General features: G+C 74.3%; 13 protein-coding genes. 4 read left to right on the top strand and 9 right to left on the bottom strand.

The features are described from left to right. Nucleotides 1–38 precede the first annotated feature (38 nt). Both ACFRAR_RS29630 and ACFRAR_RS29625 read right to left on the bottom strand, forming a co-directional pair. Nucleotides 39–1,466, bottom strand: coding sequence for an amino acid permease (locus ACFRAR_RS29630; RefSeq protein WP_380701693.1), 1,428 nt, complete (start codon nt 1,464–1,466; stop codon nt 39–41). Then, nucleotides 1,463–2,251: a gamma-glutamyl-gamma-aminobutyrate hydrolase family protein gene (locus ACFRAR_RS29625; protein ID WP_380701691.1), complete on the bottom strand. Its 789-nt coding sequence runs from the start codon at nt 2,249–2,251 to the stop codon at nt 1,463–1,465. Before ACFRAR_RS29625 ends, ACFRAR_RS29630 begins: the two co-directional genes overlap by 4 nt. A gap of 97 nt (nt 2,252–2,348) precedes the next feature. Between ACFRAR_RS29625 and ACFRAR_RS29620 the strand changes: the two genes are divergently transcribed. Then, nucleotides 2,349–3,050: a FadR/GntR family transcriptional regulator gene (locus tag ACFRAR_RS29620; protein ID WP_380701689.1), complete on the top strand. Its 702-nt coding sequence runs from the start codon at nt 2,349–2,351 to the stop codon at nt 3,048–3,050. A gap of 16 nt (nt 3,051–3,066) precedes the next feature. Here the strand turns inward: ACFRAR_RS29620 and ACFRAR_RS29615 are convergent, their stop codons facing one another. From ACFRAR_RS29615 to ACFRAR_RS29600, 4 genes are all read right to left on the bottom strand, one after another. Next, complete coding sequence (locus tag ACFRAR_RS29615) at nt 3,067–3,381, bottom strand: hypothetical protein (RefSeq protein WP_380701687.1); 315 nt, start codon at nt 3,379–3,381, stop codon at nt 3,067–3,069. A gap of 406 nt (nt 3,382–3,787) precedes the next feature. After that, nucleotides 3,788–4,525 (bottom strand): succinate dehydrogenase/fumarate reductase iron-sulfur subunit, encoded by a 738-nt coding sequence (locus ACFRAR_RS29610; protein WP_380701685.1) that lies wholly within the window; start codon nt 4,523–4,525, stop codon nt 3,788–3,790. Next, entirely contained in the window at nt 4,522–6,471 is a 1,950-nt protein-coding gene (locus tag ACFRAR_RS29605; protein WP_380701683.1) for a fumarate reductase/succinate dehydrogenase flavoprotein subunit, read from the bottom strand. Before ACFRAR_RS29605 ends, ACFRAR_RS29610 begins: the two co-directional genes overlap by 4 nt. Beyond that, a complete protein-coding gene (locus ACFRAR_RS29600) occupies nt 6,468–7,172 on the bottom strand; it encodes a succinate dehydrogenase cytochrome b subunit (protein WP_380701681.1) in 705 nt (234 codons plus the stop codon). The genes ACFRAR_RS29605 and ACFRAR_RS29600 overlap by 4 nt, the downstream gene beginning before the upstream one ends. Nucleotides 7,173–7,269: 97 nt before the next feature. On the opposite strand from ACFRAR_RS29600, the gene ACFRAR_RS29595 reads away from it, so the two are divergent. Beyond that, complete coding sequence (locus ACFRAR_RS29595) at nt 7,270–8,193, top strand: LysR family transcriptional regulator (RefSeq protein ID WP_380701679.1); 924 nt, start codon at nt 7,270–7,272, stop codon at nt 8,191–8,193. A gap of 30 nt (nt 8,194–8,223) precedes the next feature. Here ACFRAR_RS29595 and ACFRAR_RS29590 read toward each other — a convergent pair whose 3' ends face one another. After that, on the bottom strand, nt 8,224–9,108 hold the full coding sequence (locus ACFRAR_RS29590; protein ID WP_380701677.1) for a helix-turn-helix domain-containing protein: 885 nt from the start codon (nt 9,106–9,108) through the stop codon (nt 8,224–8,226). Between the two features lie 189 nt (nt 9,109–9,297). Here ACFRAR_RS29590 and ACFRAR_RS29585 point away from each other — a divergent pair, with 189 nt between their 5' ends. Next, complete coding sequence (locus ACFRAR_RS29585) at nt 9,298–10,770, top strand: MFS transporter (RefSeq protein WP_380701675.1); 1,473 nt, start codon at nt 9,298–9,300, stop codon at nt 10,768–10,770. A 108-nt stretch (nt 10,771–10,878) separates the two neighbouring features. On the opposite strand, the gene ACFRAR_RS29580 is transcribed toward ACFRAR_RS29585, so the two are convergent. Together ACFRAR_RS29580 and gcl are read right to left on the bottom strand one after the other, a co-directional pair. Beyond that, nucleotides 10,879–11,367: a glutathione peroxidase gene (locus ACFRAR_RS29580; RefSeq protein WP_380701673.1), complete on the bottom strand. Its 489-nt coding sequence runs from the start codon at nt 11,365–11,367 to the stop codon at nt 10,879–10,881. A 159-nt stretch (nt 11,368–11,526) separates the two neighbouring features. Next, entirely contained in the window at nt 11,527–13,308 is a 1,782-nt protein-coding gene (gene gcl, locus ACFRAR_RS29575) for a glyoxylate carboligase (protein WP_380701671.1), read from the bottom strand. Between the two features lie 763 nt (nt 13,309–14,071). Here gcl and ACFRAR_RS29570 point away from each other — a divergent pair. Then, nucleotides 14,072–15,544 carry a SulP family inorganic anion transporter gene (locus ACFRAR_RS29570; RefSeq protein ID WP_380701695.1) on the top strand — a complete coding sequence of 491 codons (1,473 nt, stop codon included), beginning with the start codon at nt 14,072–14,074 and terminating at the stop codon, nt 15,542–15,544. Nucleotides 15,545–15,628: the final 84 nt, after the last annotated feature.

Here is a 15,628-nt window from a genome sequence, read left to right as displayed (position 1 = left end):
CGCGAGGTGTGCGGGCCGGAGCCGTTCCCGGTGGTGACTCAGCTCGACGGGGTGGGACGTCTGCGCTGCAGCCACACACCGATCAGGCAGACCACCACGGTGAGGCCCAGCGCCAGCACGGCGTCGACACGCGACTCCGGCAGGACGATCATCACCGAGTACAGCCCGAGCAGCGCGGCCAGCGTCACCCAGGTGAGCGCCGGGAAGAGCCAGACCTCCGTCCCCGGCACGGGCCGCCGCCCGTCGGAGCGGTCGTGCCGGCCGAGCACCAGGTGCGCCGCGGCGATGCCGATCCAGGTGACGTAGACGGTGTCCCCGGTGATGTCGACGAGCCGGCCGAAGGCGGTCGTCGGGTGGAAGACCTGGAGCAGCAGGCAGAGCGCGGCGAGCGCGGCGGTGAACAGGATGGCCGTGTGCGGCGCCCCGCGCCGGGAGATCCGGGCGAAGAAGGACGGGGCGTCGCCGTCGCGGGCCAGCGCGAACAGCATCCGGGAGCTGGCGTAGACCTGGGAGTTCATGGTGGAGAGCATCGCGGCGAACAGCACGACGTTCAGCACGGTGGACGCGTTGCCCATGCCGAGGTGGCCGAGGGTGGCGGCGAACGGGCTCTCGCCCACGGCCGCGCTGTCCCAGGGCAGCAGCATGACGACCACGGCCAGCGAGCCGAGGTAGAACACGGTGACCCGCCACAGGATGGTCCGGGTGCTCTTGCGGATCGCGGCGGCGGCGTCCTGCGCCTCACCGGCCGCGATGGTCACGATCTCGGTGCCGGAGAAGGAGAACATCGCACCCGACGTGGCGATGACGACGCCGCTGAACCCCATGGGGAGGAAGCCGCCGCGGTCCAGCAGGTTCCCGGTGCCGGGGGCGGGCGTGCCCGGCAGCAGGCCGGCGACCGCGACGATGCCGATGCCGATGAACAGCGCGATCACCGCGACCTTGACCCAGACGACCCAGAACTCCATCTCGCCGTAGGCGCGCACGGAGGCGAGGTTGACCGCGACCATCAGGGCGACCAGCACCAGGGCGAGGAGCCAGACCGGGAGCGCCGGAAGCCAGCCGTTCACGATCCGCGCGGCCGCGATCGCCTCGATGCACAGCCCCAGCGGCCAGCCGACCCAGTAGATCCAGCCGCTGGCGAAGCCGGCCCAGCGGCCGAAGGCCAGCCGGCCGTACACGGCGAAGGCGCCGGTGTCGGGGCGGGTCACCGACATCTCGGCGAGCATCCGCATGACGGCGATGACGATGGCGGCCGTGATGGCGTAGGCGATCAGGACGCCCGGGCCCGCCTGCTGGATGCTCACGCCCGAGCCGACGAAGAGCCCGGCGCCGACCGCGCCGCCGATGCTGATCATGGTCATGTGGCGGCTGAGGAGGCTCTGGGCCAGCTGCGGTCCGCCGCCGGTGGCGGCCGGGGTGCCGCCCGTGCGGCTCCCGTTCCCCGCCTTGGTGTCCGCGTCGCTCACGACCGCGGCTCCTCTCTCCGCTGGGCCCGCACCTGGGTCAGCAGCGCGCTGAACAGCGGCAGCCGGAGCGCGGGGTCGGCGATGCCGATCGCCTCGGGGTGCCACTGGACGCCGACGGTCCAGGCCGCCGGGGCGGAGTCCTCGCCGGGGGCCGCTTCGACGGCCTCCACGCAGCCGTCGTCGGCGCGGGCCGCGACCCGCAGGCCGTCGCCCACCCGGTCGATCGCCTGGTGGTGGCCGGTCGCCACCGCCATCCGGTCGCGCCGGAACACGTCGGCCAGCGCGGTGCCGGCCGACAGCACGACGTCGTGGACGCCCCACTCCTCGCCGGGCGCCGCGTCGTGCGGGACCGAGCCCGGGGCCAGGTCGATGTGGAGGTTCCCGCCGCGGATGACGTTGAGCAGCTGCATGCCGCGGCAGATGCCGAGCAGCGGCCGCCCGTGCTCCAGGGCGTGGCGGATGACGGCGGCGTCGAGCTCGTCCTGCGCGGGGTTGACGTCGTACAGCGCCGGGTGGGCGGGATCGGCGCCGTACAGGGCCGGGTCGACGTCGCCGCCGCCGGGCACCACGAAGCCGCTCAGGTCGGCGAGCCGGGCCTCCAGCGGGCTCTCGTCGGAGTGCGGACGCACCAGGACGGGCTCGGCGCCGGCCGCCCGGATCAGGTCCACGATGTCGTCGAAGATACGGTTGGCCTCGCCGATGCGGTGGTCGGCGTCCGGAGCGTCGCCGTCGCTGAGGCGTACGGGTATCCCGATCAGGGTGGCTGGGTGCTCGGCGTGGCTCATGTGGGGGGTTCTCCTGCGGTCGGGCTTGCGCATCAGATTCGAAATCTAGAAGATAGATTTCATGGATGACAAGTGTTGGACGCAACACATTTCGCCAGTGCGTTCGGCCGGAGCCGCCGAGGCCATCGCCCGCCGCCTCGGCGAGCTGATCGGCGCACGGATCCTCGTCGGCGGCGACCGGCTGCCTCCGGAGAAGAACCTCGCCGAACTGTTCGGTGTCGCCCTGATGACCGTCCGCCACTCGATGGCGGTGCTGCGGGAGGACGGCCTGATCGAGACCCGGCGCGGTCGCGGGGCCGGCACCTTCGTCGTCCCCGACGTCCTCGCCCGGATCGGCGAGCTGACCGCCCTGCACCCGTACACGCTGGCCGACGTCGAGGAACTGACGGCCTGGCGGATCGCGGTGTCCGGGGAGGCCTCCGCCCGGGCCGCCCGCCGGGCCTCGGCGGCGGGGCTCGCCAGACTGCGGGAACTCGAGACCGCCGCCGACGCGGTGGTCACCGACCCGGAGGCGTACCGCACTGCGGACGCCGGACTCCACCTCTACATTGCCGAACTGTCCGGCTCCAGGCGGCTGTTGGAGGCCGAGCAGGGCATCCAGCACGAACTGACCCGGATGCTGGCCGGCCACCCCGGCGGCTCGGAGGCCCGGAGCATGCCCGACCAGCGGCACCGCGCCCTCGCGGCGGCGATCGAGGTCGGCGACCCGGCCCGGGCCCGGGAGCAGTTCACCGTCCATGCCGAGGCCACGGCGGACCTGCTGCTCCCCTTCGTCCAGCAGTCGGCCGGGCCGGCCTGACCCCGGAGCCCGGTCGTCAGCCCAGCTTGCTGCGCACCCCGCCGGGGCCGGACCGGGCCCGGCGGGAGCGCGGCGGCCGGGACGGGCGGACGTCGGAGCGCGCCGCCCGCCCGTCGGCCTCGGCCGCCTCGGCGGCGCGCCCGGCCAGCGCGGCCCGGGCGGCGGCCAGTGCGACGCGGGCGAGCAGCGGGTCCTCCTGGACACCGGCCGCGCGCATGGCGCCCTGGCAGGCCGCGCACCAGACCGGCGAGGCCGGCCCGTCCGGGTACGCCATCTCCTCGGGCGGCAGGTAGTGCCCACCGCACTCGACGCACTCGAAGATGAACCTCATCCGATGATCACCGTCCCCGATCCGTGGCACCGACCGCAGGGCGACCAGAAGGTGTGGACCCTGGGCACCATGCTTCCTTCCTCGTCGAGCTCGACCGTCGCCTCGGTCTTCTCCGTCCCCCCGGAGCCGCCGCAACCGGGACAGGACTGAACCTGGGGCATATGCCGTCCTTCCGTGGCGGAGCACCACCGTAGCGCGATTCCCCGCCGGGAAGCACCGCCGCCGGCGATCCACCACCCGTACGGGTAGCGCGAACCGGCGTCGTGCGCCCCGCCGCCGAACGGTGTCGGCCCCCTCGCCTGAGCACCAGAGCGAGGGGGCCGACCGTCCGTGGGGAGCCTGGGGAGCCTGGGGACATGGGGACATGGGGACATGGGGGCATGGGGAACCGGGGCCCTGGGGGCCGTCAGCCGCGGGCGGCCCGCAGGAACTCCCGGTTCATCGCCGCGATGCTGGGCAGCGGGATGCCCTTGGGGCAGGCGGTGGCGCACTCACCGGTGTTGGTGCAGCCGCCGAAGCCCTCGGCGTCCATCGCCGAGACCATGTTCCGCACCCGGGCGGCGCGTTCGGGCGCGCCCTGGGGCAGCACGTTGAGGTGCACCACCTTGGCGGAGGTGAAGAGCATCGCCGAGCCGTTCGGGCAGGCCGCCACGCACGCGCCGCAGCCGATGCACTCGGCGTGCTCGAAGGCGGTGTCGGCGATCTCCTTGGGGACGGGCGTGGCGTGCGCCTCGGGGGCGCTGCCGGTGGGGGCGGTGATGTAGCCGCCGGAGCCGATGATCCGGTCGAAGGCCGAGCGGTCCACCACCAGGTCCTTGACCACCGGGAACGCCGCCGCCCGCCACGGCTCGACGTCGATGGTGTCGCCGTCCTCGAAGTGCCGCATGTGCAGCTGGCACGTGGTGGTCCGCTCGGGGCCGTGCGCCTGGCCGTTGATGACCATGCCGCAGGCGCCGCAGATGCCCTCGCGGCAGTCGTGGTCGAAGGCGACGGGCTGGTCGCCGCGGGTGATCAGCTCCTCGTTGAGGGTGTCCAGCATCTCCAGGAAGGACATGTCCGGGCTGATCCCGCTGACCTGGTAGGTGGTCATCGACCCGGGTGCGTCCGGGCCGGCCTGGCGCCAGATGCGCAGGGTGAGGTTCACGCGTAGCTCCGCTGGGTGGGGTGGACGTACTCGAAGCCGAGGTCCTCGCGGTGGAGGACGGGGGCCGTGCCGGTGCCGGTGAACTCCCAGGCGGCGGCGTAGGAGAACTCGTCGTCGCGGCGGGCGGCCTCGCCGTCGGGGGTCTGGCTCTCGGTGCGGAAGTGGCCGCCGCAGGACTCGGCGCGGTGCAGCGCGTCCAGGCACATCAGCTCGGCCAGCTCGAAGTAGTCGACCAGCCGGTTGGCCTTCTCCAGCGACTGGTTGAGCTCCTGGCCGGTGCCGGGCACCTTGATCCGGCGCCAGAACTCCTCGCGCAGCAGGGGGATCCGCTCCAGCGCCCGGGTGAGCCCGGCCGCGTCCCGGGCCATCCCGCACTCGTCCCAGAGCAGTTCGCCGAGCTCGCGGTGGAACGAGTCCGGGGTGCGGTCGCCGTCCACCGCGAGGATCAGGTTGAGCCGGTCCTCGACCTCGGCCCGCACCTCGGTGAGCACCGGGTGGTCGGCGGGCACCGCGGGCAGCGGGTGGCGGGCCAGGTAGTCGTTGATCGTGGGCGGCAGGACGAAGTAGCCGTCGGCCAGGCCCTGCATCAGCGCGCTGGCGCCGAGCCGGTTGGCGCCGTGGTCGGAGAAGTTGGCCTCGCCGATCGCGAACAGGCCCGGGACGGTGGTCTGGAGGTCGTAGTCGACCCAGAGCCCGCCCATCGTGTAGTGGATCGCCGGGTAGATCCGCATCGGCACCCGGTACGGGTCCTCGGCGGTGATCCGCTCGTACATCTCGAAGAGGTTGCCGTACTTGCCCTCGACGGCCTCGCGGCCCATCCGGCGGATCGCGTCGGCGAAGTCCAGGTAGACGCCCTGGCCGCCGGGGCCGACGCCGCGGCCCTCGTCGCAGACGTTCTTGGCGGCCCGGGAGGCGATGTCGCGCGGGACCAGGTTGCCGAAGGAGGGGTAGATCCGCTCCAGGTAGTAGTCCCGCTCGTCCTCCGGGATCTGCCCCGGGGGCCGGTCGTCGCCCTTCGCCTTGGGCACCCAGATCCGGCCGTCGTTGCGCAGCGACTCGCTCATCAGGGTGAGTTTGGACTGGTGGTCGCCCGAGCGGGGGATGCAGGTCGGGTGGATCTGGGTGAAGCACGGGTTGGCGAAGTGGGCGCCGCGCCGGTGCGCCCGCCAGATCGCGGTGGCGTTGGAGTTCTTGGCGTTGGTGGAGAGGTAGAACACGTTGCCGTAGCCGCCGCTGGCGAGCACCACGGCGTCCGCGGTGTAGGAGCGGATCTCGCCGGTGACCAGGTCGCGGGCGACGATGCCGCGGGCCCGGCCGTCGACCACCAGCAGGTCCAGCATCTCGGTGCGCGGGTGCAGCTCCACGTTCCCGGCGGCGATCTGCCGGGAGAGCGCCTGGTAGGCGCCGAGCAGCAGCTGCTGGCCGGTCTGGCCGCGGGCGTAGAAGGTCCGGGAGACCTGCACGCCGCCGAAGGAGCGGGTGTCCAGCAGGCCGCCGTACTCGCGGGCGAACGGGACGCCCTGGGCCACGCACTGGTCGATGATCTCCACCGACACCTGGGCCAGCCGGTGCACGTTGGACTCGCGGGCGCGGAAGTCGCCGCCCTTGACGGTGTCGTAGAACAGCCGGCGGATCGAGTCGCCGTCGTTGCGGTAGTTCTTGGCCGCGTTGATGCCGCCCTGGGCGGCGATCGAGTGGGCCCGCCGGGGGGAGTCCTGGAAGCAGAACTGGACCACGTGGTAGCCCTGTTCGGCCAGCGTGGCACCGGCCGCGCCGCCGGCCAGCCCGGTGCCGACCACGATCACGGTGTGCTTGCGCCGGTTGGCCGGGTTGACCAGCTTGGCGTCGAACCGCCGCTGGTCCCAGCGCTGTTCGATCGGCCCGGCCGGGGCCCTGGTGTCGGCGACCGGCGCGCCGACGGTGTAGTCGAGGTACGGGTTGCTCACTTCACCACTCCGGTCATCACGGCCACGGGGACGGACAGGAAGCCGGCCGTCAGCACCAGCGCCAGGCCGTTGGCGGTCAGCTTGAGCGCCCGGTCCCGGCGGGCGTTGTTGGCACCGAGGGTCTGCGCGGCGCTCCAGAACCCGTGCCGGATGTGCAGGCCGACGGCCAGCATCGCGAGGACGTAGAACACGTCGACGTACCAGCGGCCGAAGGAGGCCACGATGTTCTGGTACGTCTGGGCGTGATCGGTGCCCGGGTTCACGGTCAGCGTGGTGAGGTCGAGGATGTGCCAGACGATGAACAGCGCCAGGATCACCCCGCCCCAGCGCATCGTCCTGGTCGCGTAGCTCGCCCGGCGGCGCCGGTGCGCGTACTTGTTCGGGCGGGCGGCGAGGTCGCGCCGGCTGAGCTGGTACGCGGAGACGCCGTGCAGCACCACGGCGGCCAGCAGGCCGGCCCGGGCGATCCACAGGAACCACTCGTGGCCCAGGAAGGGCTGGCCGATGGTGCGCAGCCAGGCCGCGTAGCCGTTGATGTCCTCCGGGCCGAAGAACACCTTGAGGTTCCCCAGCATGTGCGCGACGAGGTACAGCAGCATGGCCAGCCCGGTGACGGCCATGACCGCCTTCTTGCCGACGGTCGACCGCCACAGGGTCGCCAGGGTGGACGGATGCCGGCCCGTCCGTGTCGCGGTTGTCATGGCAGCAACGGTAGGGAGGGCCGCCAGGGTGTGTCCAAGACATGCTGCGGCTCATGACGATAGGCGATGACTATCGAGGTGCCCTATCCTGGGCCGGGTGCAGCTCCAGCAACTCCGCTACTTCCTGGCCGTGGCCGAGACCCGGCACTTCACCCGGGCGGCCGAGGCGGCGCACGTCGCCCAGCCGTCCCTGTCCCAGCAGATCCGTTCGCTGGAACGGGAGTTGGGCGCCGAGCTGTTCCACCGGACCCGGGGGAACATCGCGCTCACCGACGCGGGGGACGCCCTGCTGCCACTGGCCCGGCGCATCCTCGCGGACACCGAGAGCGCCCGGCTGGCGGTGCAGGAGACGGTGCAGCTGCGCCGCGGCCGGGTCCGGCTGGGAGCGCCGCCGAGCCTGTGCACCAGCCTGGTGCCGGACGTGCTGCGGGTCTTCCGGGACCGCTACCCGGGGGTGGCGCTGGCGGTCCGCGAGGGCGGCTCGCGCGACCTGGTCGGCTGGCTGGCGGCGGGGGAGCTGGACCTCGCGCTGATCATCACCCGGCCGAGCGGCGAGCAGTCGCCGGCGCTCGCGGTCACCGAACTGCTGCACGAGGAGCTGGTGCTGGTCGAGGCCGAGCGGCAGGCCCGGCGCAAGGTCCGGGTGGCGGAGCTGAAGGGCCGGCCGCTGGTGATGTTCCGGGAGGGCTACGACGTCCGCGAGGCGGCGCTCGCGGCCTGCCGGGCGGCCGGGTTCGAGCCGGAGTTCGCGGTGGAGGGCGGCGAGATGGACGCGGTGCTGGGCCTCGTCCGCGCCGGGATCGGGCCCGCGGTCGTCCCCGGCATGGTGGCCGCCCGCTCCGGCCTCGCGGTGACCGCCTTCGCCGGGCCGGGGCTGGGTCGCACCATCGCCGTCGCCCACGGCCACGAGGTGCCGCTCACCCGCGCGGCGGAGGCGCTGCGGGAGACCCTGCTGGACCACCTGCGGGACGCCGCCCGGTCGGGTGAACTTCCGCCGGGGACCCGGCTGTTGCTGCCCTGACGCAGAGGGGCGGCCGCTCGTCGGCGATGGCTATGGTTGCGGCGCCGGGGCCGGGGCCGGGGCCGGGCGGGGTCGGCGCTCCGCCGCGGCCCGCGACAGCGCCCGGTGGGTGGGGGAGCCCTCCTCCGCGGTCAGGACCACGAGTTCGAGACGGTCGGCGCCGGGGACGACGTACGCGGTGTAGTCCAGGTCGAGCCGCCCGGCCCGGGGGTGGTGGAACCCGTGGTTGCCGGTGGCGGGTCCGCGGACGTCGTGCTCCTCCCAGAACGCGGCGAACCGGCCGCTGCGCGCGGTCAGGTCGGCCACGAGCCGGTGGCCGCGCTCGTTGTGCGGATCGGCGGCCAGCGCGTGGCGCAGCCGGTGCACATTGCCGCGGGCCGTCTTCTCCCAGTCCGTGAGGAGCCGGGGCGCCCGCGGGTCGCAGAACACGAACCAGGCGAAGTTCCGCTGCTCGGGCGGGAGTTCGGCGTAGTCGAGGAGCAGCCAGGCCTCGGCGTCGTTCCAGGCGAGGACGTCCCGCATGGGGGTCACCACGTGCGCGGGCCACGGGGTGAGCGAGTCGAGCAGCCGCAGGGTCGTCTCCGGGACGGCCGGGAGGGCCGCGGCGCCCGGCCCGGCCCGGTGCCCGGGGGCGCCGGTGGCGAGCCGGTGGAGGTGGTGGCGGGCGTCGGGGTCCAGGCGCAGGGCGGTGGCGAGCGCGTCCAGGACATCGGGTGACGGGCGGCGCTGACGGCCCTGTTCGAGCCGGGTGTAGTACTCGGGGCTGATGCCGGCCAGGGTGGCGACCTCCGCCCTGCGCAGTCCGTCCAGCCTGCGGGCCGCGCTCCGGGGCAGGCCGACGGCCTCCGGGGTCAGCCGGGCCCGGCGGGTGCGCAGGAAGTGGGCCAGTTCGGGGAGTGCCGCTGACGGTGCCATGCGGCGAGTATCGGGCCCCGCGCGCCGCCGGGGGTAGCCCCGGCAGGGCCACCCCCGGCGGTGCCTGCCCGCAGCGGTGGCTCGTCGCGGTGCGCGGCCCCGGCCCAGACTGGCCGCCGAGGACGCCGCGACGGTCGCACCGGCGCATCCGCGGGTCCTCGTTCCCGTCCTCGTTCCTGGAGCCCGCCCGTGCCCGCACGTCCCGGCGAACCGTTGTCGCCCGCTTCCTTCCCGTCGCCGTCCGCCGATCCGCCGCCGTCCGCCGACCCGGCCCCTTCCGCCGCCCCGGTGCCCGTTCGGTACGCGCCGCTGGTCGTGCTGAGCGCGGCCGCGGGTCTGGACGCCGGCGGTGTCGCCGTGCTCAACAGCGCCCTGCCCTCGGTGGGCGCGCGGTTCGGCACGTCGGCGCAGAACCTGTCCTGGGCGGTGACCGGCTACGCGCTCGCGTTCGCGGGGCTGCTGCTGTGCGGCGGGGCGATGGCGGACCGGCTGCGGCGCCGGCGGGTGCTCGTCGGGGGCCTGGCCCTGCTGGCGGCGGGCGCCGTCCTGGCGTTCACGGCGCCCGCGTACGGGGCGGTCGTGGTGGGGCGGGTGCTCCAGGGGGCGGGGGCGGCGGTCACCATGCCGGCCGCCACCGCCCTGCTGACCTCGGTGTACGCCGACGGGCCGGTGCGCTCGCGCGCGCTGGGCGTCTTCTCCTCCGCGCAGGCGGGCTGCTACGGCGCCGGCCTGGTCCTGGGGGGCGTGGTCACCAGCGCCCTCGGCTGGCGCTGGGTGTTCGCCCTCCAGGCGCTGGCGGCCGTGGCCATCGCCGCGGCCGCCGTACGGTGGCTGCCGGCGGGCACCCGGCACCGCCGCGGTCCCCTGGACGTGACGGGCGCCGGCGCCCTGGTGGCGGCGATCACCCTGACCGTCCTGAGCGCGGACCTGGCCTCCCGCCCCGGCGGCGGTCCGCTCGCGGGTGCGACGCTGGCGGCCGCCGCGGCCACCGGCCGGCTGTGGTGGCGGCGCGGCCGCACCCGCCGCGGGGACGCGGTCCTGCTGGACCGGGGCCTGCTGCGCACGCGCGGCGTGCGGACCGCGGCCGTGGTGGCCGGAGCCTTCTACTTCTGCGTCACCGGCACGCTGTTCCTGCTGCCGCTCTACCTCCAGCAGGTGCGCGGCATGTCACCGGCCGCCTCCGGGCTCGCGGTCCTTCCGGTCAGCCTGGCCGTCGCCGGGGCCGCGCTGGTCTCCGGACGGCTGATGCGCACCCGCGGACCGCGTCCGGTCCTGGTGGCGGGCCTCCTGCTGACCGCGGGCGGCGTGCTGATCTGGTGTCTGGCGGGGGAGCACAGCCCCTACGCCGGGCCGGTCCTGGTGGGGCTGGTCGTCACCGGCATCGGGCAGGGCCTGGCCTTCCCCGCGATGACCGTCACCGGCCTTCGTGACGTGCCGGACCGGGCCCACGGCACCGCCTCGGCGGTCACGGCCACCGCGCTGCAGGTCGGCAGCGGCATCGGTCCCACCGTCCTCGCCGGCATCGCCCAGGCCGTCGGCGCGGCCGGACCGGGCACGCTGTCCCCGCGCGGCCACCACCTCGCCTACGCCGCGGCGGCCGGGCTGCTGCTCCTCGTCGGCCTCCCCGCCACGGCCCGTCTCGGCCGGCGGAGCGGTGGCTGAGTGGTGGCCGGGCGGTGTCTGGGCGGGCGGTCCGTGGGCCGGAGCGCGCGAAGGCCCCTTGAACCCAAGGACGCCGCCGTGCGCCCCGGGCCTTCGTCGTGGTCGCGGTCAGGCGGGCAGTACGGCCTCGATCGCGGCGGTCAGCTCCGGGGACTCCGGGTCGACCGGCGGGCGCAGGCGGGCGGCGACGGTGCCGTCCGGGGAGAGCAGGAACTTCTCGAAGTTCCACGAAACGTCTCCGGCCTGGCCCTCCGCGTCGGCGGCCTCGGTCAGCCGGGCGTACAGCGGGTGCCGGTCCTCCCCGTTGACGTCGATCTTCTCGAACAGGGGGAAGGTCACGCCGTACGTGGTGGAGCAGAAGGCGCGGATCTCCGCGGCGCTGCCCGGCTCCTGCCCGGCGAACTGGTTGCAGGGGAAGCCCAGCACGGTGAACCCGCGCCCCGCGTAACGCTGCTGGAGCCGCTCCAGGCCCTCGTACTGCGGGGTCAGGCCGCACTGGGAGGCGACGTTGACGATCAGCAGCGCCTTGCCCTTGTGGTCGGCCAGCGAGGCGGGCTCCCCGGCGAGGGTGCGCAGCGGGATGTCGTACAGGCTCACGATGGTGGTCCTTTCGGAAATGTCGTCGGGCCGGGCCCTTTCCGGGGCCACGGTAGCGTCCGTGACCCGGTCGGCTCAGCGCGGCGTGCCGGTGTTCCGGGCGTGCGGGGGCGCGCGGAGCGGCTCGTCCGCCCCCCCACGCCCGGAGCGTGCGACCGGTCAGGACGCCAGCGGCCTGATCGCCGTCGGCGCGTGCTCGGGGAGGGTGGCCGGCTCCTCGAACTCGTCGACCTTGTCGATGTCGCTGCCGCTCATCGAGATGTTGGTGACCCGCTCCAGGATGGCCTCGACCACCACCGGGACGCGGAACTCGGCGGCCAGCTTCTTGGCCTCCTCGAAGGCGGGCAGCAGCCCCTCCGGCTCGGTGACCCGGATCGCCTTGCAGCCGAGGCCCTCGACGACCTTGACGTGGTCCACGCCGTAGACGCCCAGCTCCGGCGCGTTGATGTTCTCGAACTCCAGCTTGACCTGGAAGTCGATGTCGAAGGTGCGCTGCGCCTGGCGGATCAGCCCCAGGTAGGAGTTGTTCACCAGCACGTGGACGTACGGGATGCGGTGCTGGGCGCCGACGGCCAGCTCCTCGATCATGAACTGGAAGTCGTAGTCGCCGGAGAGCGCGACGACCTGGCCCCCGGGGTCGGCGGTGGCGACGCCCAGCGCGGCCGGGACGGTCCAGCCCAGCGGGCCGGCCTGGCCGCAGTTGATCCAGTGCCGCGGCCGGTAGACGTGCAGCAGCTGGGCGCCGGCGATCTGGGACAGGCCGATGGTGGTGACGTACCGGGTCTCCGGCCCGAAGGCCCGGTTCATCTCCTCGTACACCCGCTGCGGTTTGATCGGCACGTCGTCGAAGTGGGTGCGGCGCTGGAGCGTGGCCCGGCGCTCCTGGGCGCCGGCGGCCCAGGCGGCGCGGTCCTTGAGCGTGCCGGCCTCCCGAAGTTCGCGCGCCACCTCGACGAACAGCTCCAGCGCGGCCCTGGCGTCGGAGGCGATGCCGAGGTCCGGGGCGAAGATCCGGCCGAGCTGGGTGGGTTCGACGTCGACGTGGACGAAGGTGCGGCCCGCGGTGTAGACGTCCAGGCCGCCGGTGTGGCGGTTGGCCCAGCGGTTGCCGATGCCGAGGACGAAGTCGGAGGCGAGGAAGGTCTCGTTGCCGTAGCGGTGCGAGGTCTGGAGGCCGACCAGGCCGGCGTTCAGCGGGTGGTCGTCCGGGACGGTGCCCCAGCCCATCAGGGTGGGGACCACCGGGACGCCGGTGAGTTCGGCGAACTCCAGCAGCAGGTCGGCGGCGTCGGCGTTGATCACGCCGCCGCCCGCGACGATCAGCGGGCGCTCGGAGGCCTGGAGCAGCGCGACGGCCTTCTCGATCTGGGTGCGGTTGGCGGCCGGCTTGTAGACGGGGAGCGGCTGGTAGGCCTCCGGGTCGAAGTCGATCTCGGTCAGCTGGACGTCGATCGGCAGGTCGATCAGGACCGGGCCGGGGCGGCCGGAGCGCATCAGGTGGAACGCCTGCTGGAACACCCCGGGGACCTGCGCGGCCTCCAGCACGGTGGTGGCGGCCTTGGTGACGGGCCGGGCGATCGAGGCGATGTCGACGGCCTGGAAGTCCTCCTTGTGCAGCCGGGCGACGGGGGCCTGTCCGGTGATGCAGAGGATCGGGACGGAGTCGGCGATCGCCGAGTACAGGCCGGTGATCATGTCGGTGCCGGCCGGGCCCGAGGTGCCGACGCAGACCCCGATGTTGCCGGCCGCGGCGCGGGTGTAGCCCTCGGCCATGTGGGAGGCGCCCTCGACGTGCCGGGCGAGGGTGTGGCTGATTCCCCCGGAGGCCTTGAGCGCCGCGTAGAACGGGTTGATGGCCGCGCCCGGCACGCCGAACGCGACGTCAACGCCTTCGAGTTTGAGGATCTCCACGGCCGCGCGGGCGGCTGTCATACGAGGCATCGGATCTCTCCTGCGTCGGCCCGCAGTGGCTCGGAGGGCTCATCTCTCGAATTCCACCATACGGAAGAACGGTTTCTGTATGTGGAAACAAAGTAGGGCGGGGTCCGGTGGGGCGTCAAGGGGACTTCAACAGAATGTGGAAGCCGCGGCGGGGCGTCCGGAAGGCCTCGATTCGTACGCCAGGACGCCGATCGGGCTGGTGTGCCAGGGGAAGCGGACGCTCCGCGCCGGAAAGCGCAGCCGGTGTGCAGTGCCGGTGAAGGGGCGGTGCCGCGGGTGGGCCCGCCCCGCGGTCCTGGGTACCGTCGGTGGCACGCCGGGCCCGTAGAGTCCAACCGAGGCCGCGGCAGGGGGATTCGGGGCCGTCCGGGCTCGGGGGAGCACCGGGGCCGGTCCCACCCAGGACCAGCGCGCCCGGTCCGCCGTTTCCGAGCGAGGACGCACCCCCCGGCCGCACCGACCCGACACCCGCCGCCGCGCTCAGGTCCGACCGGACCCGTGGCCGTACCGCGGTCGCCGCGCTCCGGCGGTCCCGCCCCCTTTCTCCGCTCCCCTCCGCTTCTCCGCTCCCCACCCTTGCAACGGCGCGCCCGCTGCGGCGGGCGCGCGGAAGGAACGTCCCCATGCGCTGTTCCACCTCTGCCCGCTCCCTGGCGGTGACCGGGTGAACCCGCCGCCGCACCGGAGCGACAGCCCGCCGGGCCGCCTCCGCAAGCAGGGCCCGCCGGACCGGCCCCGCACTCCGGCCGCCGCGCTGCGCGCCGTGTCCTGGCGCCACGACCTGCCAGCCTCGCTGGTGGTGTTCCTGGTCGCCCTCCCGCTCTGCGTCGGAGTGGCCGTGGCCTCCGGCGTCCCGGCCGAACTCGGCCTGGTCACCGGGATCGTCGGCGGTCTGGTGGCCGGAGTGCTGCCCGGCAGCAGCCTCCAGGTCAGCGGGCCCGCCGCCGGACTGACCGTCCTGGTCGCCGACGCCGTCCAGCGCTTCGGCGTCGGCGCGCTGGGCCTGCTGGTGCTCGGCACCGGCCTGCTCCAGCTGGCGATGGGCGCCCTGCGGCTCGGCCGCTGGTTCCGGGCCATGTCCGCCTCGGTGGTGCACGGCATGCTGGCCGGCATCGGACTGACCCTGGTGTTCGGCCAGCTCTACGCGCTCGCCGACCGCCGCGCCCCCGCCACCGGCCCGGAGAAGATCGCCGGCCTGCCCGCCCTGCTGAGGGACGTGCTGACCGCCGCGGCGAACCCGAGCGCGGTCGCCCTCGGCGCCGGCACCCTGCTGATCCTCGTCGCCTGGACGTACCTGCCGGACCGCGCCGCCCGCGCCGTCCCCGCCCCGCTGGCCGCCGTCGGCGTGGCCGCCGCCGTCACCGCCGCCGCCGACCTGCCGGTGGCCCGGATCCACGTGGCCGGACTGCTCGACGTGGTGCACCTGCCCGAGCGGGACGCACTGGCCGAAGTGGTCGGCACCGCCGGGCTCGGCACGGTCGTCGCCTTCGCCCTGATCGCCTCCGCCGAGACGCTGTTCAGCGCCGCCGCGGTCGACCGGATGCACCACGGCCCGCGCACCGACTACGACCGCGAGCTGACCGCCCAGGGGATCGGCAACGCCGTCTGCGGGCTGCTCGGGGCGCTGCCGATGACCGCGGTGATCGTGCGCAGCGCCACCAACGTCCAGGCCGGGGCGCGCACCAAGGCCTCCCGCGTCCTGCACGGCGGTTGGCTGCTGCTGTTCACCGCGCTGCTGCCCGGCGCGCTCGGGCTCGTCCCGCTGACCGCGCTGGCCGCGGTGCTGGTGCACGCCGGCGCCAAGCTGGTGCCGCTGCGCCGGATCGTCGCGCTCTGCCGCGGACACCTGGGCGAGGCGGTGGTGCTGGCGGTCACGGCGGGCGCCATCATCGCCACCGACCTGTTCGACGGGGTGCTGATCGGCATCGGCCTGGCGGTGGCCAAGTCGGCCTGGCAGACCTCGCAGCTCCAGATCTCGGTGGAGGAGCAGGCGCGGCCGACCGGGCAGCCGCTCCACCGGGTCCGGCTGAGCGGCAACGCCACCTTCCTGCGGCTGCCCCGGCTGCTGGACACCCTGGAGCGGCTGCCGGGGGACCGGCCGGTGGAGCTGGACTGGTCCGGGCTGCGCCATCTGGACCACGCCTGCACGGTGGCCCTGGTCGCCTGGGCGGCCCAGCACCGGGCCCGCTCCAGCGAGCCGCTGGCGGTCGAGCCGCCGCTGCCCTCGGTGGTGTGACCGCCTAGCCAGGGTGGCCGGGGCCCAGCGGGCGGGCGCGGCCCCCCCCGCCCGGCGCCCCCACCCCACCTACAGCCCGGAGAG

This window comes from Kitasatospora sp. NPDC056651, assembly GCF_042792155.1.
Classification (GTDB): domain Bacteria; phylum Actinomycetota; class Actinomycetes; order Streptomycetales; family Streptomycetaceae; genus Kitasatospora.
The sequence above is the reverse complement of the archived record's forward strand: the minus strand, read 5'-3'. Positions and strand labels throughout refer to the sequence as shown.

Bases quoted from the DNA above. Each gene is read 5' to 3' on its own strand.
- ACFRAR_RS29590 (WP_380701677.1), bottom strand. From the start codon at position 9,108: ATGGCACCGTCAGCGGCACTCCCCGAACTGGCCCACTTCCTGCGCACC.
- ACFRAR_RS29625 (WP_380701691.1), bottom strand. From the start codon at position 2,251: ATGAGCCACGCCGAGCACCCAGCCACCCTGATCGGGATACCCGTACGC.
- ACFRAR_RS29615 (WP_380701687.1), bottom strand. From the start codon at position 3,381: ATGAGGTTCATCTTCGAGTGCGTCGAGTGCGGTGGGCACTACCTGCCG.
- ACFRAR_RS29600 (WP_380701681.1), bottom strand. From the start codon at position 7,172: ATGACAACCGCGACACGGACGGGCCGGCATCCGTCCACCCTGGCGACC.
- gcl (WP_380701671.1), bottom strand. From the start codon at position 13,308: ATGCCTCGTATGACAGCCGCCCGCGCGGCCGTGGAGATCCTCAAACTC.